Genomic DNA, 25,687 nt, shown 5'->3' with positions numbered 1-25,687 from the left:
CCCGGGCGGGCCGGTTTGGGGCGGGGGGGCCCCCCCAACTGCTGGGGGTACTTTACACCCCCCTCCGTCCCCCCCCCCGGCCCAAACCTTGCATTCTCTTACCTTGCGGTGGGTTCATGGTTGCTCGCTGCAAAGTGCATTGTGGACTTGATGGTCCCCTTGCGGTGGGGGATCCGGCTTCCGCGCTGTGGGCGCGGCAGGGGGTCCGGTCGGGCAGGCCCGGGTTGGTGGTGGGTCAAGCGGACGCACCTCGCCGGTTGCGGTCGGCGGCTCTCGCGCGTTGCTGGTGGAGGAGTGCTTCGGAGCCGGCAGGGGAAGCTGGTTTCAGCGCGTTGCGGGGGTTCGGACAGTGCTTTCGCGCGCGGGGTTGGTGGCGTCCCGGGCGGTCTGTTCGAAGGCGCGGATCAGGGGTGATTCGGTGGCTGTCCGCCAGATCGGCGCATAGTGCAGGGTGTGCGTGTCCGAGATGGGCACGTAGGTGACGCCAGGCCGGGGGTGTGACGTGACCGCGTGCTGTCCGACGAGTGCAACGATTTCGCCGCCGGCGATCGCGGTGAGCGCTTCTTCGAGGGTGGCGACGATCTGCCCGCGGTGGATCGGCCGGCCGGCCGGCGTGGTGCGGGGCGTGTGCGCGAACGTCCAGTAGTCCGGGACCGGGTTCTCCGTCACCGGGACGGTGAGGCCGGCGAGGTCTTCGATCTCGGCCGTGTCCCTGGCTGCCAGTGGGTGCCCGGAGGCCACGGCGAGCACGAGCGGCTCGGTGTAGACCATAGGCCCGACGGTGAGATCGGGCTCGCGTACCGGGAGCCAGAGCAGGGCGATGTCGACGTGGCCGGTGCGCAGCGGCCCGAACGGATCGTTGAAGGTGATCTCCCGGAGGCGCAGCTCGCACTGTGGATGCCGCTGCCGGAACAGGTCGATGACCGGCGCGATCTTCTCACGGTGATTGACGAACGTGCCCAGCGAGAGGGTGCCGGCTGGGCCGCGCGCGGTCGCGGCTGCGGTGTCGATGCCGTTGCGGATGAGCTGGTACGCGGTTTGCAGGTCGGCGTGGAGTTGCTGGCCGATCGGGGTCAGCGCCACGTGGTGCGGGGAGCGGTCGAACAGCGGCGCGCCGACGCGGCGTTCCTGCTTCTTGATCGCCTGGCTGACCCGGGCCGGGGTTACCCGCAGCCGCTGGGCGGTGCGCCCGAAATGCAGTTCCTCGGCCAGGGTCAGGAAGATCTCGATGTCGCGCAATTCCACAGCCGCCACCCCCCACCATGTTTAGCGTCGGATTAACGTACCTTGCCGAGATCGGCGTTGCCGCCTGCCGGGATCCACACCAGGCTTGGCAACTATGAATCGTGAAACCCAAGGCATGAAGGCACACGTCAGCTCGATCCTTCTGGGCGTCCAGGACCTCAGCAGGTCGAAGCAGTTCTACACAGAGGGGCTCGGCTGGAAGATCAAGGACGACTTCGGAGTCTCCGTGTTCTTCGAGTCGGACGGAGGCTCTCTTGTCGGCTTCTACGGCCGCGAAGGCCTGGCCGGCCTGGCGGGCACGAGCCCGGCAGGCAGCGGCTTCAGCGGCCTGGTCCTCACCTACGTCGTGCGTAGTGAGGCGCGAGTGGACGAGATCCTCGCGCAGGCCGAGAAGGCCGGCGCCACGATCCTCAAGCCCGCCGCCGCCCTGCCGTGGGGCGGATACGGCGGCTCCTTCGCGGACCTGGACGGCTACATCTGGAGCCTGGGCTACAGCGACCAGGCAACGGACCAGCCCTACGCGGAGTAGCCGCCCGCGGAAGGCCGCTGGTGGACGGTCATCACCTGCGCCCTCCTGACCCCCACGCACAGTCCCTGGCCGCGCCGCCCCGGCGAGGCCAGGGACCCTGGATCCGGCAAGGCGGAGGAAGCACATCATGAATTTCAGAGCCCACGTTGAGCCTCCGGAGCCCATGAGAGGGCTGGAGATTCCGCAAGAGATTGTGGAGGCGCTCGGTGCAGGCGCACGGCCCCCGGTGACAATCACGATCAACGGGCATTCATGGAGGAGCAGAGTCGCCATCATGCGCGGCCGCCACCTGCTCGGCCTGAGCAACGCCAATCGGCAAGCCGCCGGTGTCGTGACCGGCGACGAGGTCGAGGTCGAGGTGGAGGTCGATACCGAGCCCCGTGTCGTGATCGAGCCCCCGGACTTCGCCCGTGCCCTGGATGCCGACCCGGCCGCCCGCGCCGCCTACGACCGTCTCGCTGACGGCCACAAGCGCGAGCACGTGCGCGCCATCGAAAGCGCGAAGAAGCCCGAAACGCGCACCCGGCGGATCGAGAAGGCCATCACCACGCTGCGGGACTTGACGACCCACATGTCGCGCGGCGGTGCAGGCCTGTCCTGACCGGCGGCCGGGGGCGGGCACCGCGGGTGCTGCGCTCGGACCGGCGGGCGGTACGCCGGAGAGCGGTGGGATCACTCGACTGGGTGATGGCTGGGGAGCTGGGCTCGTGGTGCGGCGGGCGCGAGCAGAATCCCGGTTCGGAGTCCGGAACGGTCCGGGTCCGGGTCGAAGGGAATCCTCATGGCTGTCACGCCCACGCGCTGGCACCGGCGCCTCGCCGCCGTTGTCGCGGCCGCCTGCGCCTGTGCCGCCGTCAACTCCGGGGCGGGTGCCGCGCTCGCCCGGACGCCGGACAAGCCGCACGGGAAGGCGCACCTGACGACCCCGCAGCGGGCGGTGCTGCTGGACGCCACCCAGCGGTTCCGCGACGTCAAGCGGGCCCTTCGTGCCGGATACCTGCCCACCAAGGACTGCGTGCCCGGGATGGGGTTCCACTACATGAACCCCGCGCTGGTCGCGAACGCGAACATCGATCCCACCCAGCCGGAGGCCCTGGTGTACGCGCCCACGGCCGGCGGTTCCGTGCGGCTGGTCGCGCTGGAGTATTTCCGGGCCGACAACGACGGGAACGTCAGGACCGACCCGGATCGGCCGACGCTGTTCGGCCACCCGTTCGACGGGCCGATGGCCGGGCACCCGCTGCCGGCCGGGCACCCGCCGATGCCCCTCCACTACGACCTGCACGTCTGGCTCTATCAGCTCAACCCCGACGGCGAACTGACATCCGAGAATCCCGGCATCGGCTGCCGATAGTCGTCAACCGGAGCGGAAGCTGGAGTAGATGGTCGGGCGAAGGCATTTCCTCATGGCCGGCCGCCGGGGGCGCGGCGCTGCTTCCACAGGGTCTTTCCCGCGCGTATGCGTCGCCCGCGCACGGGCCGGGGCACCTGGATGCCTCGGTGCCGCGGACCCCGCCGCTGAGGAAGTACGTCGATCCGCTGCCCAGGCCGCTGACGGCGGTCCCGGATCCGTCGGTGTATCCGGGTGCCGACTACTACGAGATCTCGATGCGGCAGGGTTCGTGGCGCTTCCACCGGGATCTCGGGCCGGCGACGGTGTGGGGCTACTGGGCCACGGACCCGCGCGACCCGCGGACGGCGATCGGCATGGGTTACCTGGGGCCGACCATCAGCGTGGCGCCGGACCACCCGACGGTCGTCAAATACCGTAACGAGCTGCCGACCACCCACCTGTTCCAATCCGTGATCGACAGGATCCGCAACGGGATCCACAGCTCACTCCGATCGCTCCCCCGCCATACCGGAGCGTGCCGCCCTTTCCCGCGAACATCAACGTGTGGAACGTCGTGCATCAGCACGGCGGCTTCACCGCGCCGCAGTCGGACGGCATGCCGCTGCATTCGTTCAGCCCGGACGGCTTTCATGCGGAGTCCTACACGACGCTGGATCCGGGCCGGGTCGAACCCAACGAGGCGATCTGCGGCTACACCAACCACGAGCGTTCGTCCATGCTCTGGTATCACGACCATGGCATGGGGATGACCAGCCTCAACGTCTATGCGGGGCTTGCCGGCCTCTACCTCATCCGGGACCCCGCCGATGAGCAGCGGGAGGGTGAGGACACCCCGGTCGTCAACGGGAAGGCGTACCCCTTCCTGGCCGTCGAGCCGCGGCGCTACCGGCTGCGCTTTCTCAACGCCTCGAACGAGCGTTTCTGGCGGCTGCGGTTCGAGGTTCCGGCGGACGTGCTGCCCCAGCCGATCCTGCCGTTCTGGCTGATCGGCACCGACGGGGGCTTCCGGACTCCGCTGCCGATGCTGAACTTCCTGATCGCGCCGGCCGAGCGGTACGACGTGATCGTCGACTTCGGCCAGGTGCCGTTGGGCACGAACGTCACGTTGACCAACTACAACGCGCCGGTCCACTACCCGGGCGGCGGCGGGCCGGAGATCTCGGAGGTCATGCGGTTCCGGGTCACCCGGCGATTGACCGGGGGCGCGGACGAGACGACGCCGCCGAGGATGCTCGACCTGCCGGCGGTCGCGCCGATCGAGCCGAAGCCGGACACCCCCCGCCGGGAGTGGGTGCTGTATCAGCACAAGCTGTTCAGCACCATGACGTTCAACGCGGTGCCGTTCATGGAGCCGTCACAGGACTTCATCAGGGCGGGCTCGGGCGAGATCTGGGAATACGTCAACCCCAACCACGACGCCCATCCGATGCACGTGCACCTCGTCAACTTCCAGGTGTTGAACAGGCAGCCGATCGACGCGGCCGGCTACCAGGCCGCGTACGAGAAATGGCTGGACGGTGGCCGCCGGCCGCGGGACCGGCCGGAGGTGGCGAAGTTTCTCACCGGGCCGCCGATTCCGCCGGACCCGGACGAGGCACACTCCAACAAGGACACGGTGAAGTCGTATCCGGAGACGGTGACCCGGATCGTCGTTCAGGAGTTCAGCCCGCCGATGGGTGAGATCGCGGGAATCCCGGGCAGCGGCACCGAACTCCCGGCGACCTACGTTCACCACTGTCACATCCTCGAACACGAGGACGACGACCTGATGCGCCCGTGGACGATCGTGTCGCCGTCGGCATCGCCCGGTATCGCGGCTCCGCCGCACCCGCACGGGTAGGCGCCACATCGAGAGCTACCTGTTCCGCCGGGAGTGGGCCGACCGGCTCGTCTTCGCCATCCTGGCCCGCGAGCGGCGGGCGCGGGCGGCCCCGGCGGGCTGACGGCTCAGGTGCCGGCCGGTTCGGGGGTCGGGCTCTCGTCGACGAGCTTCCCGGCGATGTTGGCCATCGCCCTGTCGACCAGGGCGCGGTCGTCGGGGTCGGTCATCGTGATGTCGTCGAGGTGGGCGTCGAGCCACTGCTGCCAGGAGTCCTTGATGCGCTCCAGCTGCTCCTGGCCGGCGGCGGTGAGGGCGACGGAGTCGCCGGTCTGCTCGGCGTAGCCGGCCTCACACAGGTCGGTGAACACCGGTTGCAGCACCTCGTGCGGCACGTGATGGGCCCGGCCGATGGCGGGCAGCTCGGCCCGGCCGCGCATGCTGGTGTGCAGGTGGGTCTGCCCGACCGCCCAGGCCTGCGCGGGGTTGAGCGTGACGCTGGAGCCGGCGAGGATCTGTTCGAGGACCACCCGGGCGCCGGCCTGGCGCATGATGTCGCTGACCTCGCGTTCGAGCTGGGCGACGCGGTCGGTCGGTGCGGGTGCGGAGAAGCCGTCGCCGATGTCGGTTGCGGCCGCCCGGGCGCTGTCGCGCAGCGGCACCTCCTTGAGGAACCACGCCACGACGAAGCCGATCACCGCCACGGGCACAACCCACAGGAAGACGTACTGGATGCCGCTGCCGTACGCCTCGATGATCGGCGCGGCCTGCGCCGGGGGCAGGGCGTGCAGCGCCTTCGGGTCCCGCGCGGCCATGGCGACGGCGGGGGGTGCGCCGTTCAGCGCGGTGACGAGTGCGGTGGCGAGATGGTTGTTGTAGAGGGTGCCGAAGACGGCCGCGCCGAAGGCGCTTCCCAGCGTACGGAAGAAGGTGACTCCGGAGGTGGCGGTGCCCAGATCGGCGTACGGGACGGTGTTCTGCACCGCGATCGTGAGCACCTGCATGGACAGGCCGATGCCGAGGCCCAGCACGAGCATGAACAGCGACTCCAGCCAGGCGCTGGTGTTGTGGTCCATTGTCGACATCAGGTACAGGCCGAGGGCCATGACCGCGGTGCCCGCGATCGGGAAGGCCTTGTACCGGCCGGTCCGGCCGACCACGGTGCCGGACAGGATCGACGTGGTGAACAGCCCGATGACCAGCGGCAGCGTGCGGATCCCGGAGGCGGTGGCCGAGATGCCCTTGACGTACTGCAGGTAGACGGGCAGGAACGTCATGGCGCCGAGCATGGCGAAGCCGACGATGAAACTGAGAATGGAGCAGACGGTGAAGACCGAGTTGCCGAACAGCCGCATCGGCAGCATCGGCTCGCGGGCGCGCCTCTCGACCGCGACGAAGGCGGCCAGCAGCACCAACGAGCCCGCGAACAGCCCGACGATGACCGGGGAGCCCCAGTCGTACTCGTTGCCGCCCCAGGACAACCCCAGAATCAGGCCGGAGGAGCCGAGCGCGACCAGGCTGATGCCGAGGTAGTCGATGACCGGACGGCCCGGTGCCCGCACCGACGGCAGCGCCCGGGCCGCCATGATGAGCACCACCACGGCGACCGGCACGTTGATGTAGAACGCCCACCGCCAGCTCAGATGGTCGGTGAACAGCCCGCCCATGGTCGGCCCGATGACCGTGGTGACGCCGAAGACCGCGCCCAGCGCGCCCTGATAGCGCCCCCGCTCGCGCAGCGGGATCACGTCGGCGATCAACGCCATCGACGTGACCATCAGCCCGCCCGCGCCGACGCCCTGCACCGCCCGGGAGGCGATGAGGAACCCCATCGTGTGCGCGAACCCGCACAGCACCGAGCCGCCGATGAACACCACCGTGCTGACCTGGAAGACCATCTTGCGGCCGAACAGGTCGCCGAACTTGCCGGCGAGCACCGTGGCGACCGTCTCGGCCAGCAGATAGGCGGTCACGACCCAGGACAGGTGGCCCGCGCCGCCGAGGTCCGCCACGATCGTCGGCAGCGCCGTCGCCACGATCGTCTGATCGAGCGCGGCCAGCAGCATGCCCAGCATGATCGCGATGAACACGGTGTTGATCTGCCGCCGGCTCAGCACCGGCCGGGCGGGACCATCCTCGAGCACGGTACTCGACATGTCAGAAGTGTCGCCCGTAATGCCGCCGGGCATCGCGGCTTCGACGAAATCGGGACGGCGCCCCACGCCCGCTATGGTGGGACTACCACCATTACGGCCGCGCGTCGGTCCGGATTCCGGTCCAGCGCAGGTCTGCCGGCAGGTGGCTCAGATCGTTGAACATCACGAGGGCCGGCGCCAGCCCGGTGCGGTATTCAATCATCGTGAGGCCCGTGTTGGCGCTGTCCAGGCTGAGCCATCGGACCGGCGGTGCCTGCAGCGCATCGCGCACCAGCCAGGCGATCGGGTACGCGTGCGTGACCAGCACCTCGTACGTATCGGGCCGTCCCGCCTCGGGCGCCCTCGCGAACCGCGCGGTCAGCGCCTCGGCGAGCCGGTGGCCGGACGCGGCCTGCGCCTCGTCGTAGCCGTCGAAGAAGCCGGCCCAGGGCCGGGGCATCTCGGCCGCGCCGGGCACATAGGGCACGTGGTCGACGAGCTCGGCGGCCTCCGCCACGGGCACGCCGGGCAGGTGCCGGGCCAGTTCGCGCGCGCTCGCCGCGGCGCGGGGCAGCGGCGAGTGCCAGACGGTGTCGATCGGCAGGCCGGCGAGGCGCCGTCCCAGCAGGGCCGCCTGCTTGTGGCCGGCCTCCAACAGCTCGCCGAACGCGTCCGCCGCGCCGTGCCGTGCCAGGTAGAGATGCCGGGTCGCCACGGGTTGAAAACTACCGGGGCCGCGCCGCGCCGCGCGGGATGCCCAGCGTCGACAGCAGATCCTCGTGGAGTTCCATCCAGACGGCGTGGCATGAGGCGATGCCGACGCCGGTCACCCACTGCCGCTCCCCCGCGCGGACCCGGACCAGGGCCGCGGCGAACCGCTCGTCGTAGCCGCCGAACCGCGCCAGTGCGCCGGAGAGGCGGCCGACCACCCCCGTCAGTTCATCGCCGAGTGCGGCCAGCTCGTGGCGCACGCCGGCGTCCCACTCGGGGTCGCTGTGGTCGTTGGCAGCCAGCCGGTCGCTCTGGGTGGGCCGCAGCTGCCAGTCGGTGCACGCCTTCACCAGGCGGCCGTTCAGCGACTCGAACGCCCGGTGCGCCTGCTCGACGACGCCCCTGGCGCCCGCCTGGTCCAGCTCACCGGCGAGCCTGCGGGTGTCCTCCTCGCGGCCCCGCTCGGTGAGCGTCCATCCGCCGGTGCCCGCGAACGCGACCCGGGTCACCCAGCCGTAGGCCTCGTGGTCCTCCAGCAGCTCGGACGCCTTGTCCTGGTCGACGCCCGTGCGCCGGGCGACCGCTTCGTCGTCGGCCATCCCGGCCACCCTGACGGCGTGCAGGACGAGCAGATCCGGCGTGGAGGCGTACGTCATGACAGTGAGCATCGAGGGTGGCCACCCGCACGTCAACGGTAGGGTTTCCACAGACATTTCCGGGTCGACGACCTGGCCTGGCAGGGAGAAGCGGTGCTGATCGATCTCGCCGACGCGGTGGCCGCCACGTCGGGCGGCAAGGCCGCCGCGCTGGCCCGGCTCCTCGCGGCCGGGCTGCCGGTGCCGCCCGGGTTCGTCATCCCGACGACCGCGTACGCCGAGGCCGTCGCCGGGGCCGGCACCGCGCGCCGGCAGGTGGAGCGGGCGCCGATGCCCGCCGCGCTGGTCGAGGCGATCTCCCGCGGGCTCGGGCGGCTCGCCGGGCCGTCGGGCGAGGCGTACGTCGCGGTGCGGTCCTCGGCGACCGGCGAGGACACGGCCGAGGCCACGGCGGCGGGGCAGCACGACACCTTCCTGGGAGTCAGCGGCGCCGACCGGGTGGCCGAGGCCGTGCGCGGGTGCTGGGCCTCGCTGTGGTCCGAGCGCGCCGTCGAGTACCGGCGCCGGCGGGCGGCGGGACCCCCGGCGACCGCCGTGCTGGTGCAGCGCCTGGTGGACGCCGACGTCGCGGGGGTGATGTTCACCGGGGAGGAGATCCGGCTCGAGGCGTCGTGGGGGCTGGGCGAGAGCGTCGTCGGCGGCCGGGTCACCCCGGACTCCTGGGTGGTGTCCGGCGACTCCGTCGTACACCGGTCGCTCGGCGGCAAGGGTGAGCGGGTCGACCGCGATGACGCGCGGGTCGTCACCCGGCCGGTGCCGCGCGCCGACCGCGAGCGCTTCTGCCTCGCCGACGACGACGTCGTCCGGCTCGCCGCCCTGGGCCGCGAGACGGCGAGGGTGATGGGCGCGCCGCAGGACATCGAATGGGCGATCGCCGGCGGCCGGATCTGGATCCTGCAGGCCCGGCCGATCACCACCCCGCTGCCGGCCGCGCCGTCGTCACCCGCGGCGGGCGGCACCGCCCTTACCGGTACGCCCGGCAGCCCCGGGGTCGCGTCGGGCCCGGCCCGGGTGGTCCGCGGCCCCGGCGACTTCGGCCGGGTACGCCCCGGCGACGTGCTCGTGTGCCGGACCACGGATCCGGCGTGGACGCCGCTGTTCGGGGTGGTCGCCGCGGTCGTCACCGAGACCGGCGGCCTGCTCTCCCACGCCGCGATCGTGGCGCGCGAGCAGGGCCTGCCGGCCGTGCTGGCGGTGCCGGACGCGATGACGGCGCTGCCCGACGGCGCGACGGTGGAGGTCGACGGCGGCACCGGCCGGATCCGGCCGGCGTAGGTCAGGGGGCCGGGTGGCGGTGTCGCATGACGAGCCAGGTGATCCATCCGACGCCGATGATGAAGCCGAAGCTGACGATCCGGTAGAGCACGACGGTGGCGATCGCGGTGGGCGTCTCGACGCCGCCGGCGACCAGGCCGAGGATCAGCGCGCTGTCGATGATGCCGAGCCCGCCCGGGACGATCGTCAGGGTTCCGGCGGCCATGCCGGCGCAGAATGCCAGCAGCAGCTGGGTGGGGTTGATCGGGTCGTCGCTGACGGCCCGCAGGCACATCCACAGGCAGACGGCGTCGAGGCCCCAGTTGAGCACCGCGAAGGTGGCGGCGGCCACGCCGTACCCGGGGGTGAGGCGTGCGGAGCCGAGCTGGGCGATGAAGTTGCGTACCCGGTCGAGGCCCTGCTCCGCCGGGCGGCGGCGCACCCGGTTGAGGCGGGCCAGCACGGCCCGGGCCGCGGGTTCGACCATCTCCGGGCGGCGGGTGACCTTCCGGACCCCGACGGTGATGAGGATGGCGACGGCGGCGAGGGCGGCGAGGGCGTACCACTGCGGGGTGCCGTCCGAGGCGAGGGCACCGACGGCGGTGACGGCGGCGAGGGCCGCGGTGGACAGGATGCCGGACAGGGCGATGCACCAGGAGGCGACGGCGGGGGTGGCACCGAAGCGACGCATGTGCTGGTAGTTGAACTTGGTGGAGAACGCGGGACCGCCGGGCAGCGTCTCGTTGAGCGAGTGTGCCGCGTACGCGAGGGCGATGTGCCGGTAGAGCGGCACCCGCAGGCCGGCGGAGAGCAACAGGCTGCGCTGCATGCGGGCGTACGCGCCCATGGCGATCAGCTGGGCCACGACACCGGCGGCGAGCCGGCCCGGGTGCGGGGCGCGCAGCTGCGACAGCGCCGACGACAGCGACGGCCAGCCCACGACGAGCTCGACCGCGAACAGGATGATCACCGCCGCGATGGCGGACCGGCGTACCCAGGAGCGGCGTCGGGCCCGCGTCGGGGCGCGGACACCGGCGGCGGATTCGGCGAGGCCGCTGATCACGGTCATGCCCTCACCCTTCGGCCCGGCGGGCGGTTTGCTGACGGATCGTCGCCGGGCTCATACGCGGGGACCCGCCCGGCAGGTCATCTATGGGGCCTAGTGTGCCGATATGAGGTTGTTCGTGGCCGTGTATCCGCCCGCCGAGGCGTGTGACCACCTCGCGCGCGGGCTGGCGGAGCTGCGGGTCACGGCGGCCGCGGACCGGGGCGTCAACACGCGGCTGGCGCGCCGCGACACCTGGCACATCACGCTGGTGTTTCTGGGCGAGGTCGCCGAGGAGCGCGCCGCGGACGCCGGCGACGCTGTCCGGCGCGGCGTCGACGCCTGGCGGGCTCACGCGTCCGGCGGGCCGGAGCTGCGGCTGGCCGGCGGCGGGCGATTCGGCCGGGGCCGGTTCACCGTCCTCTGGGTGGGGGTGGACGGCGAACGCGGTGCGCTGGAGCGGCTGGCCCGCGGCATCCGCCGCGAGCTCAAGGGGGCCCGGCTGCCATCCGACAACCGGCGGTTCAACCCGCACCTGACCGTGGCCCGCCCGGGTGACCGCCTGGACCGGGCCGACGTGGAGGCCGATCGCGGCGCGCTGGCCGGCTACCGGGGGCCGGCGTGGCCGGTGGAGACGGTGGAGCTGGTCAGCAGTCACCTCGGCCCGAGGCCGACGTACGAGCACCTTGCCGGGTGGCGGCTGACCTGACCGATTCACGGGCGGGCCCGGCGGCGCGCCGCGCGGTCCTGGCGCCGCCCGGACCGGACAATGGCCGCGGAAGCGGCGCGACGTCGACGACCGGGAGCGGCGATGCTCGAGGGCGCAGGGCTGGTGGACCACCACTGCCACGGAGTGCTGCGCGGGCCGCTGGACCGCGCGGGCTTCGAACTGCTGGCCACCGAGGCCGGCGACGCCGCCCCGCCCGGCTGCACGACGCTCGACTCCCAGCTCGGCTTTGCCGTCCGGCGCTGGTGCGCGCCGCTGCTCGGGCTGCCACCGCACGCGGCCGCCGACGACTACCTGGCCGAGCGGGCCCGGCTGGGACCCGATGAGGTCAACCGCCGGCTGCTGGGCGCCGCGGGCGTCGGCACGTTCCTGGTCGACACCGGATACCGGGCCGGTGACCTGCTCACCCCGGCGGAGCTGGCCGCCTCGGCCGGGTCCGCCGCCGCCGAGGTGGTGCGGCTCGAGGCCGTGGCGGAGCAGGTCGCCGCGGGCGGGGTGAGCGCCGGGGGCTTCGCCGCCGCGTACGCCGAGGCGCTGGCCGCCGCCACCGTGGACGCGGTCGCGGTCAAGTCCGTCCTGGCCTACCGGCACGGCCTGGCCATCGCGCCCGAGCCGCCGTCCATGGTGGAGGTCGAGGCAGCCGCGGGGCGCTGGCTGCGCCGGGCCCGCGGCGGGCAGGACGCCCGCCTGGACGATCCGGTCCTGCTGCGGCACGTGCTCTGGGCCGGCGTCGAGCGCGGCCTGCCCCTGCAGATTCACACCGGATTCGGCGACCCCGACCTCGACCTCGCCCGCAGCGATCCGGCCCTGCTGACCGGCTTCCTGCGCGCGGTTCAGGGCCGCGACGTCGCCGTCATGCTGCTGCACTGCTATCCGTACCACCGGCAGGCCGGCTACCTGGCCCAGGTCTTCCCGCACGTCTACCTCGACGTCGGCCTGGCGGTCAACCACGTGGGCGCGCGGGCCGCCGCGGTGGTCGCCGAGTCGCTGGAGCTGGCCCCGTTCCACAAGGTGCTGTACTCCTCCGACGCGTTCGGACTGCCGGAGCTGCACCACCTGGGCGCCGTCCTGTTCCGGCGCGCGCTCACCGAGGTGCTGGGCGGCTGGGTGGCCGCGGGCTCGTGGTCGGCGCCGGACGCCGAGCGGGTGGCTTGGATGATCGGCGTGGGCAACGCCGAACGGGTGTACGGGCTTCGGCGCTGACGGGAGCGATTCATGTTCGGGGACAGGATGCGCGGCGACCCCGCGGAGCGGGCGGCACGGGCCGGGGATCTGGCCCGCAAGCTGCGCGAGGACGGGGTGCACGGCATCGTGCTGCCGTACGTCGACACGGCCGGCGTCACGCGGATCAAGACCGTGCCCACCGCCCGGCTGGCGCACGCCGCGCGGTGGGGGGTCGGGATGTCGCCGGTCTTCGACGTCTTCCTCACCGACGACTCGATCACCTCCGGCGGTCAGCTCGGCGGTCCCGACGGCGACCTGCGCCTCGTGCCCGACCTGGACCGGCTGACCGTCCTGGCCGCGCAGCCCGGCTGGGCCTGGGCGCCGGTCGACCGGTACTCGCAGGCCGGCGACCCGTGGCCCGCCTGCCAGCGCGGCTTCGCCCGGGCGATGACCCGTCAGGCCGCCGAGGCCGGCCTGACGTTCAAGACCGCGATCGAGGTGGAGTGGGCGCTCGGCCGGGCCGGCACCGACGAGTTCGTCCCGGCCTGCACCGGGCCCGCGTACGGCGCGACCCGGCTGATCGAGCTGAGCGACTACGCCCGGGACCTGCTGGCGGCCCTGGACGCGCAGGGTGTCGCGGTGGAGCAGTTTCATCCCGAGTACGCCGACGCGCAGTTCGAGGTCTCCGTCGCCGCCACCGACCCGGTGGCCGCCGCCGACGACAGCCTCCTGGTGCGCCACACCATCCGGGCCGTGGCGCACCGGCACGGCCTGCGCGCGTCGTTCTCCCCGTCGGTGCTGGCCGGCCGGGTCGGCAACGGCGGGCACGTGCACCTGTCCGCGGCGCGCGACGGCCGCAACCTGTTCAGCGGCGGCCCGGGGCCGCACGGGCTGACCGCCGAGGCGCAGGCCGCCGCGGCCGGCATCCTGGAGCTGCTGCCCGCCCTGCTGGCGATCGGCGCGCCGTCGGTCGCGAGCTACCTGCGGCTGGTGCCGTCGCACTGGGCCGGCGCGTACGCGTGCTGGGGCCACGAGACGCGGGAGGCCGCGCTGCGGCTCGTCACCGGCGACGCCGGCGAGCAGGAGTCGGCGGCCAACCTCGAGGTGAAGTGCTTCGACCTGGCCGCCAACCCGTACCTGCTGTTCGGCGCGCTCATCGCCGCCGCGCTCGACGGCGTCCGGCGGGGGCTGCTGCTGCCCCCGCCGGTGACCGGCGACCCGGCCCGCTTCTCCGCGGACGAGCTGGCCGAGCGCGGCATCCGGCGCATGCCGGCCGGCCTGGACGAGGCGGCGCGGGCCCTTTCCGTGGCCCGGCCGCTGCGCGACGCGCTGGGCGACATGCTGACCGACGCGGTGCTCGCCGTACGCGCCGCCGAGGCGCAGCGGTTCCGGGGCGTGTCCGACGAGGACGTGGCGGCCGCCCTGCGCTGGGTCTACTGAAGGGTGTTGAGGAATCCGGTCAGCGCGGTGGCGATCTTCTGGTGGTCCTGGCGGGACGGGTGCCAGTCGCAGCCGAGCAGATCGAGCCCGAGCGCGGTGTTGTCGTAGTAGAACGCGCGCACCCGGGCGTCGCCCTGGCTGTTCTTCCGCTGGACGATCTGGGTGATCGAGTCGGCGAGGTCACCGGTGTTGGACAGGTAGGGATAGGTCAGCACGAGGTAGGTGTCCGGGCCGTACTGCGCGCGGAGCTTGTCGATGAAGGCCAGGTAGGCGGCGCGGTAGTCGGCGGCGAGGGCGGCGGCGTCGGCCCAGCGCTCGCCCGCGTTGAGCGGCGTGGAGAAGTCGTTGATGCCGAGGCCGACGACGACGGTCTGCGGCCGCCAGGAGGCGGGCCGCTGCCAGGTCGAGCCGTCGACGGCCTGCAGCGCCCGGTCGTAGTAGGTGCGGAAGTCGGTGCCGGCGTTGCCGCCGTTGTAGTTGCGGACCATGCCCATGCCGGACCAGGCGTTGATCTGGTAGTCGGCGTCGAGGCTTCGGGCGGTCAGGGCGCCGAAGGTCTGGTTGGCGTTGGAGTTGCGGTTGATCCCGCCGGTGGCGGCGCAGTCGTGGCTGGTGGACATGTCGCCGTAGCCGGCGGTCCACGAGTCGCCGATGAACTCGATCTGCCGGGTCCGGGCGGCCGGTCTGGTGAGCAGCCTGCCGCCGGGCCCGGCGACGAACCCGCCGAACTGTCCGGCGGCCCAGGGGCTTTCGGTGCGCTTGGCGACCCGGACGGCGTGGTCGGCGTCGGACAGGCCGTCGATCCAGGCGGTGGTCCGGCCCGGGGTGAGCAGGGCGGTGGGTGCGGCGCCGTCGATCTGCACCTCGTAGTCGTTGTTCGCGTCGTCGAGCACGATGCCGACGCTGGTGCCGTGGAATCGGCCCTCGAAGTAGACGCCGGGCCAGGTGTACTTGACGGTGCCGTCCTGATCGGTCAGCCGGCCCACCGTGTTGACCTGGGCCAGCACGTCGGCCGGCGGGGTCGGGCCGGTCGGCGGCGGGGCGGTCGGGCCGCCGGGGCAGGCCGCGGTGATGCCGGCGGCGGAGCCCGAGGCGACGAAGCCGAAGGTGGTGGACTGTCCCGGGGCGAGGGTGGCGTTGTAGCTCGCGCCGGCGACGGACACGGCGCCGGTGGTGCCGGTGTTCACGCCGTTCCAGAGGCTGCCGATGGTGGTGCCGGCGGGGAGCGTGAGGGTGACCGTCCAGCCGTTGAGCGTGGTGGTGCCGGGGTTGGCGACGGTCACCTCGCCCTGGAAGCCGCCGTTCCAGGTGCCGGCGGTCCGGTAGGTCGCGGCGCAGCCGCCCGGCGGTGTCGCCGGGGTGCTGCTGGGCGGGGTGGTGCCGTCCGGGGCGACCGCGCGGCCCGTGGTGGGTGAGATCCGGCCCGCGCAGAGGCCGCGGGCCCGCAGTTCGGTGACGATCGTCGGGATGGCCTGCAGGGTGTTCGGCGGCCAGTCGTGCATGAGGATGACCCCGCCGGCCTGCAACTGGCGGGCGTTGGTGACGATCTGGTCGACGGTCGTGTTGTTCCAGTCCCGCGAGTCGACGTCGGCGTTGATCTCGGTGAGGCCGAACTGCCGCTCGACGGTGCGCAGCGCGTCGTCGGTCTCGAGGTACGGCGGCCGGAACAGGTTCGGCGTCAAACCGGTGACCTGCTTGACGGCGTCCTGGGTACGGGAAATCTGCGAGGCCTGGTCGGCCGCGGACAGCTGCGTCAGGTGCGGGTGGTCCCAGCTGTGGTTGCCGAGCCACATGCCGGCGGCGACCTCGGCGCGTACCAGGTCGGGGTTGGCCTGAACGTTCTGGCCGACGTTGAACATGGTGGCCCGCACCCCGGCGGCGGCGAGGGTGCTCAGCAGCGTGGTGGTGTTGCCGGAGGTGGGCCCGTCGTCGAAGGTCAGCGCGACGTAGCCGGTGCACGAGGGTGTGCCGGCGGCGCTGACCGCCGGGACCGCGATCGCGGCCTGAAGGACGACGGCTCCCGCCAGGGCGGCGGAGCGCCACGCGGAGGAACGTTTCATGTCAGTACTCCTGAATCCTGATCGGAGGGGATGGGAGCGCTCCCATCCATGCGCGACGGGTGCCCGGCCGGCCGCGCGCGAGAGGGGGTGACTTCGATGACTGTCGATGGCAGAGCTTACCGTCACCGGTACAGAAATCAATGCGCTTAGATTCAGCCGGCACCTACACTTGCCGGCATGCCGCGAGGGCCGACCGTGTACGACGTGGCGACGAGGGCCGGCGTCTCGATCGCGACGGTGTCGTTCACCTACCGGCAGCCGCACCGGGTCCGGCAGGCCACCCGCGAGGCCGTCCTCGCCGCCGCCGACGCCCTGGGCTACGTGCCGAGCGCGAGCGCGCGGGGCCTGGCCCGCGGGCGCACCGGATCGATCGGCCTCTACTCCTTCGACTACCAGCAGGAATCCACGCCGGCCGGGTCCGCGCAGACCGACGTCCGGCACTTCCCGCTCTACGTCGACGAGGTGCAGCGCGGGGTGCAACTGGAGTGCCGCCGGCACGGGTACGCGCTGATGCTCGGCGCCGGCCACAGCGCGCGGCACCTGCCGGACGTGATCGACGTGGCCGGCCGGGTGGACGGGCTCATCGCGTTCGCCGGGTCGGCGCCGCCGGAGGCGATCGCGCAGGTGGCCAAGCGGATTCCGGTGGTGGAGCTCGGCGGCGCGACCGGACCCGACGCACACACCGTCCTCGTGGACAACCACACCGGGATGCGCGAGCTGACCGATCACCTGGTGCGCGACCACGGCTTCCGGCGGCTGGTCTTCATCGGCCAGCAGGGGCTGCCGGAGTTCCGCGCCCGCTACGACGCCTTCGCGGCCGGGCTGGCGGCGGCGGGGCTCGCCGCGCCCGATCCGGTGCCCAGCCACCCCACCGACGACGCGAGCACCATCGCGGCGGTTCGGCGGCACCTCGCCGGCGCCCTGCCGGACGCGTTCGTGTGCAGCACCGACCAGGAGGCGCTGGTCGCGATGGACACCCTGACCGCGGCCGGGATCGGGGTGCCGGACCGGGTCGCGGTGACCGGCTTCGACGGCACCGTCGCCGGCCGCATCGCCGAGCCGCGGCTCACCACGGTCCGCCAGCCGATGGAGGCGGTCGGCCGCGCCGCCGTGCGGATCCTGGCGTCCCGGCTGGAGGGCTCGGCCCCCGACGCGCACCACGCGCCGCTGGCGGCCCCGTTCGTGCCCGGCGCCAGCTGCGGCTGCTAGGGCAAAAGGAATCGACGTGACTTTGCGTACTGGCGTGCGGGCGGCGTTCGGGGCAGCATGGCGTGCGTGTCGCAGCCGTCCCCGCTCCTCGCCGCCCGGCAGCACGCGCAGGCCCTGGCCGCCGCAGGCGAGCTCGGCCAGGCGCGCGCCGCGCTCGAGCACGCCGTCGACCTGGGCCGCGCCAACCTGGGCGAGGACGATCCCGAGGTCCTCGCCACCGCGCAGCAGCTCGCCGCGGTGCACCGGCAGGCCGACGATCCGCCGGGCGCGCGCCGGGTGCTGGAGGAGGCCTACGCCGCCGGGCAGTGGCGCCTGGGCGACACCGACCCGGTGATGCTCGGCATCTCCTTCGACCTCGGCGTGGTCGCCGAGGAGATGGAGAACCGGCACGAGGCCCGCCGGGCCTTCAGCCGGGTGGCGGCGCACGGCCCGTCGGTGCTCGGCGCGGATCACTGGGCCGTCGCCCGCGCCCGCTCCTACCTGGGGGAAGACCCTCCCACGGTACGCCTGGAGATGCCCGCCTCCGAGCAGCATCGGTTCCAGGTACCGCCGCAGCGGCGGGCGCCGGAGCCTTTTCCCGAGCCCGCGCCGCGGCATTTCCCCGCCGCCGCGCCACCCCCGGAGCCGCCGCAGATCCCCGCGCCAGCGCCGCCGCAGCACTTTCCCGCGTCCGCGCCGCCGCAACACTTCCCCGCGCCTGCGCCGCCGCAGCATTTCCCCGCCCCCGCGCCACCCCCAGAGCCGCGGCAGATCCCCGCGCCAGCGCCGCCGCAGCACTTTCCCGCGTCCGCGCCGCCGCAACACTCGCCCGCGTCGGCGCCCGGCGAGCAGCTTGCGCCGCAGCGCTTTCCCCCGGTCGCGCCGATGCCACCGAGCGTGTCCGGGGCGCCGTTCGGCCCGGCCCACGCGGACGAATCGGCGTACACGAGGAAGGCGCCGGCCCTCTTCGCGGCCGTCGTCGCGGTCTTCGGGGTGATCATCGCCGTGGTCGCGCTGGTGGTCGTCCTCGCCGATCGCGGTGACGATCCGGACTCCGATGTGCCAACTCTCAGCGGCCCCGCCCCTACCGATGTGCGCATGCGCGACTACGGATCGTCGGTAAAGCTGTTCTGGAGTGATCCGGCCAACGGTCGCGCATCGTTCGTCGTCACCGGCGGCCGGCCCGGCGAACAACTTCGGCCGATGGGCCAGGTGGGGCCGACCACGACGTCCTTCGATCTCAACGGACTCAACGCTGAGCTGGACTATTGCTTCGCGATCGTGGCCGTCTACAGCACCACCCAGTTCTCCACCTCGCCGCAGACCTGCACCAGCCGATCGACGAAGCCGAGCGCGGCGCCCTCCGGCACGCGATGATCACTTTAGGTGATCTTCACTATCCACAACCGTGACTGGCGGGTGTCCACAACTACCCGCGTCCCCCTATGATGGCCTGCGTCCTAAGGACAATCGGGGGAGGTAAGCGGGCCGTGGCCAGTGCAGATGTCGTGGTGGAGCAGCGCAGGCGCCGTTGGCGCAGTCGCGGCGGTCTCGTCACCATGGGCACGGTCCTGAGCCTCGTCATCGGCCTCGGCCTCACCGTCCTGGGTCTCGGCGCCGCCGATCAGGCCGTCGCCAGCTTCGATGCCGCCTCCTGGGTCTGGAGCCAGACCAAGGGCGAAGTCGCCCGCATCAACGGCGTCACCGCCCGGGTCGACACCCGCGTCGACGTGCCCAAGGCCCGCGGCCATGAGCTCCAGGTCACGCAGAACGACCGGTTCGTCATCCTGCGCGACCAGCAGACCGGCGTGATCAGTTCGATGGACCTCACCAACCTGCAGGTCTTCGTGCGGCAGTCGACCACCGCCGGCCTCGGCGTCAGCATCGCGCTGCACGACGACGCCGCGTTCGTGATCGACAACGTGCAGGGCGAGGTGCGCCAGCTTGACCCGCGCCTGCTGACCCCGATCGGCCAGTCGCTGCGCTTCCCGCCCGGCATCACCGGCGGGGTCTTCGACGGCAAGGGCCGGCTGTGGATCGCCGCGCCCAGCGAGGGCACGGTCACCGCGATCACCGCCGCTCCCCTGCCCGACGACTCGGTGGCCGGCGGCAGCGGCGGCGGCGCGACCGCGGTCGGCCCGAGCCGGCTGCGCACCGACCCGGTCGCGCCGGCCAGCCATGACCTGGCCATCTCCGCACTGGACGACGGCGTCGCGGTGCTCAACCGCACCACCAACGCGCTGACCACGATCCGCGGGGATCGCAAGGCGGTCGCGGCCCTGCCGCTGGCCGGCCCAGGCACGCTGCCCACGCACACCGACGGCGAGGTCGTGCCGGTCACGGTCCCCGACGCCCGCCACGTCTACGCGGTGCGCGACGCCGCCCCGGTCGCCGACTTCGCGGTCCCCGGGGACGGCGTCGCGCTGCAGCCCGCGGTCGCCTGGCAGGACTTCTTCTACGTCGCCGACGAGTCCACCGGCACGGTGCACGTCTTCGACGGCGCCGGCCGCGAGCAGCAGGACATCGGCTTCAGCGCCGCGGGGCCGCTCGAGCTCGAGGTCCGGGAGAATTACCTGTTCATCAACGCCCCGGGCGCGTCGACCGCCCGCGTCGTCGACAACGCGCACCGGGTGCGCGTCGTCGACAAATACGCGGACGACGTCCTCGGCGGCGACCCGCCGCCCACCCCGCCGGACCCGCCGCCGCCCCCGCCGAAGCCGAAGAAGCCGCCGGTGAGCGAGCCGGGTGCGCCGCGAAACGTGCGCGCCGCCGCCGGCAACGCCGAGGCCCGGGTGACCTGGCAGGCCGCGTCCTCCAACGGCGCCGAGATCACCCGCTACGTGGTCGAGGGCGCGGGACGGACGTTCCAGGTCGGCGCCAACCAGCGCTCGCTCAACGTCACCGGCCTGACCAACGGCGAGACCTACAAGTTCGCCGTGCATGCGGTAAACAAGAAGGGCGACGGCCCGGCCCGCAGCAGCAACTCGGTGCGGCCGACGGCCGAGGTGCCGGACGCGCCGGCCTCCGCCGAGGCGGAGGCGAAACCGGACGGCACCGTCCGGGTCAGCTGGCCGGCCGCGAACGGCCAGGGCCTGGAGATCGCCCGCTACGCGGTGACGGCCGTCAGCGACGGCACGTCGGCCCCGATCGGCGAGGTCAAGGGCGAGACCGGCCTGACCGTCAAGGACGGCGAACTCGACTACGGCAAGCAGTACGCGTTCACCGTGGTGGCGATCAACGAGCGCGGCGCCGGCTCCAAGGCCTCGCCGATCAGCAACAGCATCGTGCCGTTCACCAAGCCGGGCCGCCCGGAGAACCTCGACGCGGCGACCGTCAGCGACCAGGCCGGCGCGATCAAGGTGACCTGGACGGCGCCGGCCGAGAACGGCCGCCCTATCGACAAATACGTGGTCGCGGCGGGCGGCAAGAGCACCGAGGTCACCGACGGCACCGGCGTCACCCTCAACGGCTTCGGCACCGGCGAGACGGTCGCCGTCGAGGTGCGTGCCGTCAACGAGGCGGGCGACAGCGAGGCCGCGACGGCGACCGCCAAGACGCTGCCGAAGCCGACCGTGACGGTCACCGGCTCGTCGGCCACCTTCAACACCGCGACGGTCAACTTCAGCGTGGAGGCCGGCGGCGCGACGGCGACCTGCTCGGTGCAGGTCTCCGGCGGCGGCTCCGCCTCCGGCAGCTGCTCCGGCCTCACGGTCACCGGGCTGACGCCGAGCACCGACTACACCCTCACGGTGACCGCCAAGACGGCCGCGGGCAGCAGCGATCCCAAGACCAGAAAGCAGCAGACCGACGCCCTGTTCGGCACCGCCACCTGCCACAACGGCGAGAACGGCGACACGGCCACCTACTGCGACAAGGACCGCGAGGGCCGCAACGGCAACGAGATCTTCAGCGTCACCCGGCAGGACAACGACAAGCAGGTGGGCTGGGCAAAGCCCGGCACCCGGCTCGAGGCCTACTGCAAGAAGAAGGGCCGCAGCATCGACTCCTACATCTACAACAGCCATAAGGAGTCCAGCTGGTGGGTCCAGGTGAACTACTCCGGCAAGAACTACATCCCGTTCGCGTGGCTCAACCTCGACGGCGACGACGACATCGACGACCTGCCCACCTGCTGAGGATCCGCCCGTGAGCACCGAACCCCTTCCGCCCCAACACATTCAGGGCTTCGCCGCCATGGCGGCCCAACTCGCCGACCGGATCGGCACCGTCGTGCTGGGCAAGCCCGAGGTGGTGCGGCTCGCGCTCACCGCCTTCTTCGCACAGGGCCACGTGCTGCTCGAGGACGTGCCCGGCGTCGGCAAGACCACGCTGGCCCGCGCCATGGCCGCGGCCGTGCGCGGCCAGTGGCGGCGCATCCAGTTCACTCCCGACCTGCTGCCCTCCGACGTCTCCGGCGTGACGATCTTCAATCAGGCGAGTCGCGGCTTCGAGTTCCACCCGGGCCCGGTCTTCGCCAACATCGTCATCGCCGACGAGATCAACCGCGCCTCGCCGAAGACGCAGTCGGCGCTGCTGGAGGTCATGGAGGAGCGCCGCGTCACCGTCGACGGCGTGCCGCACCCGGTGCCGCAGCCGTTCCTGGTCGTCGCGACGCAGAACCCGGTCGAGATGGACGGCACCTACCGGCTGCCGGAGGCCCAGCTCGACCGCTTCCTGGTCAAGCTCTCGATCGGCTACCCCGCCGAGGACGTCGAGGTCGAGGTGCTGCGCGGGGCCGCGCTGCGCTCCCCCGACACGCTGGAGCCGGTCACCGACACCGCGACCGTCGGCGAGATGGTGCGGATGGCCCTGCGGGTGCACATCGCCGACCCGCTCTACACCTACGCGGTGCGCCTCGCCGCCGCCACCCGCGACCACCCGCAGGTCCGAGTCGGCGTCAGCCCCCGCGGCGTGATCGCGCTGACCCGCGCCGCCTGCGCGTACGCGCTGATCAGCGGCCGCGGTTATGTGCTGCCCGAGGACCTCAAGACGCTTGTCGAGCCGGTGTTCGCGCACCGCGTGCTGCTCTCGCCCGACGCCCAGCTGCGCGGGGTCACCGCCATCGAGGTGCTGGACGACGCGGTGCGCTCGGTGCCGGTCCCGCTGCCCGACAACCAGAGCGTCGGAGCCTGACGTCGAGCGGCGGACGGGCGGCGCGGCGTGAGGCGCCTCGGCGGTGTCACCGCACGCGGTGCCGGCGTGCTCGGCACCGCGATCGCGTTGCTGTTCCTCGGATTCCGATTCGGCTACCCGGATCTGGCGCTGCTGGGCACCGCCGCGGCCATCGCCGTGGGATCCGGCGTCGTCTTCGCGGTGTGGCGCCCGGGCCTCGGCGTCGAGCGGGTCGCCGAGCCGGACCGGGTGGCCCGCGGGGAGCCGGCGAACATGACGCTGACCGTGCGCAACCGGAGCCGGCTGCGCGCCGCCAACCTCGTCGCCCTCGACCGTTGCGGCGCCGCGAGCGTGCCGGTCCCGCTGCTGCGGCTGCGGCCCGGCCGGGACACCACCGTGGTCTACCCCGTGCCGACCCTGCGGCGCGGCGTCGTGCCGGTGGGCCCGCTGCGGGTCACCCGCGGCGACCCGCTCGGCCTGATGACGTTGTCGCGCACGTACGGCGAGACCACGACCGTCTGGGTGCACCCGCGCATCCACCTGCTGCGTGCCGTGCCGGCGGGCATGGCCCGCAGCCTCGACGGGCGCATCGACAAGGTGCCGCAGGGCACGATCACCTTCGACTCACTCCGCGAGTACGTCTACGGCGACGAGCTGCGCCGGGTGCACTGGCGCAGCTCGGCCAAGGTCGGCGAGCTGATGGTCCGCGAGCAGCTCGACACCAGCGAGCCGACGATCATCGTGTTGCTCGACGACCGCGCCGCGGCACACCCCCACGTCAGGGACGGCACCGCCGACTCGTTCGAGGCCTCCTGCGAGGCGGCCGCGTCGATCGTCGCCGCCGCCGCGCGCGAGGACCTGCCGGTCGCCCTGCACCTGGTCTCCGGTCCGGCGCCGGGCCCGTTCCTCGACGTGCTGACCGAGGCGGGGCTGCGCGCCGGCGACCTGACCCAGACCCTGCGCAGCCTGCGGCAGAACCGGCTCGGCGACACCCTCGTCTACCTCACCGGGCCCGGCGGACGCGCGGACCTCGGCGCGGTGACCGGCCTGCGCGGCGCGTACCCGGTGGTGATCGCCGGGCTGTTCGGCGACCCGGACGCGGCGCCGGTGACCGCCGGCGGCGGCCTGATCGTCATCGAGGCCGAGGACGGCGAGCAGTTCGCCGGCGCCTGGGATGGGGTGCGCGGATGGTGAGGTGGCTGCGCGCCGCGGTCTCACCCGTGGTGCTCGTGGTGTTGATCGGCCTGTCAGGGGTGGTGCTCGGCCGCATCTACGCGGACGCGCTGCTCATGCAGGTGGTCGCGGGCGCGGCGCTCGGGTCGGTCGGGGTGAGCATCGCCGCCCGCCGGCTGCCGTCGTGGACGGTCGCGCCGCTGTCGGTGCTGCTGCTGGCGGGCTACACGCTCGTGGCGCTGCGGCTGGCCGCCGGCCGTGCGGAGCTGACCGACCCGCTGCCGGTGATCGTCCCCGACGCCCTGGCCAACGGCATCCCGCGGCTGCTCACGGCCATGATCCCGGTCGAGTCGACGCCCGACACGGTGGTGGTTCCGATCGTCGCGGCGTGGCTGGCCGGCCTCTCCGGCGCCGAGGTCGCGGTGCGCTCGGGCCGGGTGCTGCTCGGCTGCCTGCCCGCCGCGGCGCTCTACGGCGGCGCGCTCTACGTCGTCGGCCCGAACGCCGGGAGCGCCGGGTGGCCGACGATCCTGTTCGCGACGCTGGTCGTGCTCGCGCTCGCGGTCACCACGCGTCCCGCCTCGGCTCCGGCGCTGGGCGAGGTGCCCCCGAAGACCCGCGCCGCCGTGCGCGGCCGCGCGCTGGCCGGCGCGGCCGCCGCCCTGGTGGTGCTCGTCGGCCTGATCGTCGTGGCCGGCCCGTGGGTCGGGGACCGGGTCTCCGCGACCCCGGTCGACCCCCGCAAGTACGTGGAGCCGCCGCAGGTCGACAGCCTCGACGAGAGCCCGCTGAACCGGATCTCGGGCTGGGCGCTGGCCCCGCAGCAGAAGCTGCTCGAGGTCGGCCCCGCCGGCACCGGCAAGGGCTCGCTGCGGCTGCGGCTGGCGGTCCTGCCGGACTACGACGGGGTGACGTGGCGGGTCGGTGCCGTCTACCGCAACGCGGGCCGGGTGCTGCCGGCGCCGCCGGCACCGCCGGACGTGCCGGTGCGGCGGGTCCGGCAGGAGATCGTCGTGGACGAGCTCGCCGGGCGGCTGCTTCCGGTCGTGCCCACCCCGACCGGCGTCGACGGTGCCCGGGTCGCCTACGACGCGGCGACCGGCACGCTGATCTCCCCCACCGTCCTGACGCCGGGCCTGCGCTACACGGTCACGTCCGAGACCCAGGAGCCCGACTACAACCTGCTGCCCACGGCGGACTCACCCACCGGCGACGCGGTCGCCCGCTTCCTCAAGGTCGGCGCGGGGGTGCCGGACTCGATCCAGCGCCTCGCCAACCAGTTGTCGGACGGCAACGCCGGCTCCTACGACCGGGCGGCGGCGATCGAGGGATTCCTCTCCGAGCACTACCGCAAGGTGCCGGACGCGCCGAGCGGGCACGCGTACCCGAACCTGGAATTCTTCCTGCTGGGCCCCCGCGACCAGGGCGGCCAGCGCGGCACCTCGGAACAGTTCGCGGCGTCGTTCGCGCTGCTGGCGCGGCTGACCGGGCTCCCGACCCGGGTGGTCGTCGGCTTCGACGCGCCGCGGGCCGGCGGCACCGTCACCGGCGCCGACGCGATCGCGTGGCCGGAGGTGCTCTTCGACGACCTGGGCTGGGTGGCGTTCGACCCGATGCCGCAGGGCGACCAGACGCCGCGGCCGGTCGAGGAGGACTTCACGCCGAAGCCGTCGCCGACGCCGACCTCCGAGCCGCCGCCCGCGAGCGAGGCACCCAGCGCGTCCGCTCCCCCGGCGCTCGCCGACGCCCGCGTCCGGGAGGCCGGCGGTCCGCCCGCGGCGCTGGTCGTCACCGGCGCCTCGGGCTCGGTGCTGCTGTTGCTGATCGCGGCGGCCGCGACCGTCGCGCAGATGCGGCGCGGCCTGCGCCGGCGACGGCTCGGGCTGGGCGCCCCGCACGAGCGGATCACCGGGGCGTGGTTCGAGTTCACGGACGCGCTGCGGCTGGCCGGACGACCGGTGCCGGCACACCTGGCGGCCACGGAGGGCACGGAGGTGGCGGCGCTGACGGCGGCCATGGCGGCCGACGGCACAGACTGCCTGGTGTTGAGCCAGCACGGCTGCGTCGTGATGGCC

General features: G+C 73.0%; 20 protein-coding genes. 14 read left to right on the top strand and 6 right to left on the bottom strand.

Translation table 11 applies throughout. The features are described 5' to 3' along the window. Positions 1 to 324: 324 nt before the first annotated feature. Positions 325 to 1,245: a LysR family transcriptional regulator gene (locus AB0F10_RS30025; protein WP_360632354.1), complete on the bottom strand. Its 921-nt coding sequence runs from the start codon at positions 1,243 to 1,245 to the stop codon at positions 325 to 327. 115 nt (positions 1,246 to 1,360) lie between these two features. On the opposite strand from AB0F10_RS30025, the gene AB0F10_RS30020 reads away from it, so the two are divergent. The 4 genes from AB0F10_RS30020 to AB0F10_RS30005 all read left to right on the top strand — a co-directional run bounded on the left by AB0F10_RS30020 (position 1,361) and on the right by AB0F10_RS30005 (position 4,968). Next, positions 1,361 to 1,774, top strand: coding sequence for a VOC family protein (locus AB0F10_RS30020; RefSeq protein ID WP_360632351.1), 414 nt, complete (start codon positions 1,361 to 1,363; stop codon positions 1,772 to 1,774). A gap of 127 nt (positions 1,775 to 1,901) precedes the next feature. Further along, complete coding sequence (locus AB0F10_RS30015; RefSeq protein WP_360632348.1) at positions 1,902 to 2,375, top strand: YdeI/OmpD-associated family protein; 474 nt, start codon at positions 1,902 to 1,904, stop codon at positions 2,373 to 2,375. A 180-nt stretch (positions 2,376 to 2,555) separates the two neighbouring features. Next, entirely contained in the window at positions 2,556 to 3,128 is a 573-nt protein-coding gene (locus AB0F10_RS30010; protein ID WP_360632346.1) for a hypothetical protein, read from the top strand. 514 nt (positions 3,129 to 3,642) lie between these two features. After that, positions 3,643 to 4,968 carry a multicopper oxidase domain-containing protein gene (locus AB0F10_RS30005; RefSeq protein WP_360632343.1) on the top strand — a complete coding sequence of 442 codons (1,326 nt, stop codon included), beginning with the start codon at positions 3,643 to 3,645 and terminating at the stop codon, positions 4,966 to 4,968. 107 nt (positions 4,969 to 5,075) lie between these two features. On the opposite strand, the gene AB0F10_RS30000 is transcribed toward AB0F10_RS30005, so the two are convergent. The 3 genes from AB0F10_RS30000 to AB0F10_RS29990 all read right to left on the bottom strand — a co-directional run bounded on the left by AB0F10_RS30000 (position 5,076) and on the right by AB0F10_RS29990 (position 8,449). Next, complete coding sequence (locus AB0F10_RS30000; protein ID WP_360632340.1) at positions 5,076 to 7,103, bottom strand: MDR family MFS transporter; 2,028 nt, start codon at positions 7,101 to 7,103, stop codon at positions 5,076 to 5,078. Positions 7,104 to 7,194: 91 nt separating this feature from the next. Continuing rightward, the gene (locus AB0F10_RS29995; protein ID WP_360632337.1) at positions 7,195 to 7,797 is read right to left on the bottom strand and encodes a histidine phosphatase family protein; all 603 of its coding nucleotides are present in this window, start codon (positions 7,795 to 7,797) and stop codon (positions 7,195 to 7,197) included. Positions 7,798 to 7,807: 10 nt separating this feature from the next. Then, positions 7,808 to 8,449 (bottom strand): transcriptional regulator, encoded by a 642-nt coding sequence (locus AB0F10_RS29990; RefSeq protein WP_360632335.1) that lies wholly within the window; start codon positions 8,447 to 8,449, stop codon positions 7,808 to 7,810. Between the two features lie 93 nt (positions 8,450 to 8,542). Between AB0F10_RS29990 and AB0F10_RS29985 the strand changes: the two genes are divergently transcribed. Beyond that, the gene (locus AB0F10_RS29985; protein WP_360632332.1) at positions 8,543 to 9,724 is read left to right on the top strand and encodes a PEP/pyruvate-binding domain-containing protein; all 1,182 of its coding nucleotides are present in this window, start codon (positions 8,543 to 8,545) and stop codon (positions 9,722 to 9,724) included. Position 9,725: 1 nt separating this feature from the next. Here AB0F10_RS29985 and AB0F10_RS29980 read toward each other — a convergent pair whose 3' ends face one another. Next, positions 9,726 to 10,772: a YbhN family protein gene (locus tag AB0F10_RS29980; RefSeq protein ID WP_360632329.1), complete on the bottom strand. Its 1,047-nt coding sequence runs from the start codon at positions 10,770 to 10,772 to the stop codon at positions 9,726 to 9,728. Between the two features lie 103 nt (positions 10,773 to 10,875). Between AB0F10_RS29980 and thpR the strand changes: the two genes are divergently transcribed. The 3 genes from thpR (at position 10,876) to AB0F10_RS29965 (ending at position 14,079) form a co-directional block, all read left to right on the top strand. Continuing rightward, the gene (thpR, locus tag AB0F10_RS29975; RefSeq protein ID WP_360632326.1) at positions 10,876 to 11,457 is read left to right on the top strand and encodes an RNA 2',3'-cyclic phosphodiesterase; all 582 of its coding nucleotides are present in this window, start codon (positions 10,876 to 10,878) and stop codon (positions 11,455 to 11,457) included. 102 nt (positions 11,458 to 11,559) lie between these two features. Further along, positions 11,560 to 12,678: an amidohydrolase family protein gene (locus AB0F10_RS29970; RefSeq protein WP_360632324.1), complete on the top strand. Its 1,119-nt coding sequence runs from the start codon at positions 11,560 to 11,562 to the stop codon at positions 12,676 to 12,678. Positions 12,679 to 12,690: 12 nt separating this feature from the next. Continuing rightward, positions 12,691 to 14,079 (top strand): glutamine synthetase family protein, encoded by a 1,389-nt coding sequence (locus AB0F10_RS29965; protein WP_360632321.1) that lies wholly within the window; start codon positions 12,691 to 12,693, stop codon positions 14,077 to 14,079. Here the strand turns inward: AB0F10_RS29965 and AB0F10_RS29960 are convergent. Further along, a complete protein-coding gene (locus AB0F10_RS29960; protein WP_360632318.1) occupies positions 14,073 to 16,139 on the bottom strand; it encodes a polysaccharide deacetylase family protein in 2,067 nt (688 codons plus the stop codon). The genes AB0F10_RS29965 and AB0F10_RS29960 overlap by 7 nt on opposite strands. A gap of 177 nt (positions 16,140 to 16,316) precedes the next feature. Between AB0F10_RS29960 and AB0F10_RS29955 the strand changes: the two genes are divergently transcribed. The 6 genes from AB0F10_RS29955 to AB0F10_RS29930 all read left to right on the top strand — a co-directional run. Continuing rightward, positions 16,317 to 17,348, top strand: a complete 1,032-nt coding sequence (locus AB0F10_RS29955) for a LacI family DNA-binding transcriptional regulator (RefSeq protein ID WP_360632315.1) — start codon at positions 16,317 to 16,319, stop codon at positions 17,346 to 17,348. A 66-nt stretch (positions 17,349 to 17,414) separates the two neighbouring features. Next, complete coding sequence (locus AB0F10_RS29950) at positions 17,415 to 18,704, top strand: tetratricopeptide repeat protein (RefSeq protein ID WP_360632312.1); 1,290 nt, start codon at positions 17,415 to 17,417, stop codon at positions 18,702 to 18,704. A gap of 182 nt (positions 18,705 to 18,886) precedes the next feature. Further along, on the top strand, positions 18,887 to 21,463 hold the full coding sequence (locus AB0F10_RS29945; protein WP_360632360.1) for a fibronectin type III domain-containing protein: 2,577 nt from the start codon (positions 18,887 to 18,889) through the stop codon (positions 21,461 to 21,463). 58 nt (positions 21,464 to 21,521) lie between these two features. Beyond that, positions 21,522 to 22,460 (top strand): MoxR family ATPase, encoded by a 939-nt coding sequence (locus AB0F10_RS29940; RefSeq protein ID WP_360632357.1) that lies wholly within the window; start codon positions 21,522 to 21,524, stop codon positions 22,458 to 22,460. Between the two features lie 27 nt (positions 22,461 to 22,487). Next, complete coding sequence (locus AB0F10_RS29935; RefSeq protein ID WP_360632309.1) at positions 22,488 to 23,633, top strand: DUF58 domain-containing protein; 1,146 nt, start codon at positions 22,488 to 22,490, stop codon at positions 23,631 to 23,633. Beyond that, on the top strand, positions 23,627 to 25,687 hold a 2,061-nt coding region (locus tag AB0F10_RS29930), incomplete at its 3' end, for a transglutaminaseTgpA domain-containing protein (protein WP_360632306.1). The genes AB0F10_RS29935 and AB0F10_RS29930, both read left to right, overlap by 7 nt.

It is taken from the genome of Actinoplanes sp. NPDC026623 (assembly GCF_040638275.1).
Classification (GTDB): Bacteria; Actinomycetota; Actinomycetes; order Mycobacteriales; family Micromonosporaceae; genus Actinoplanes.
Note: the sequence above shows the minus strand (reverse complement) of the source record. Positions and strands in the feature narration are given on the sequence as shown.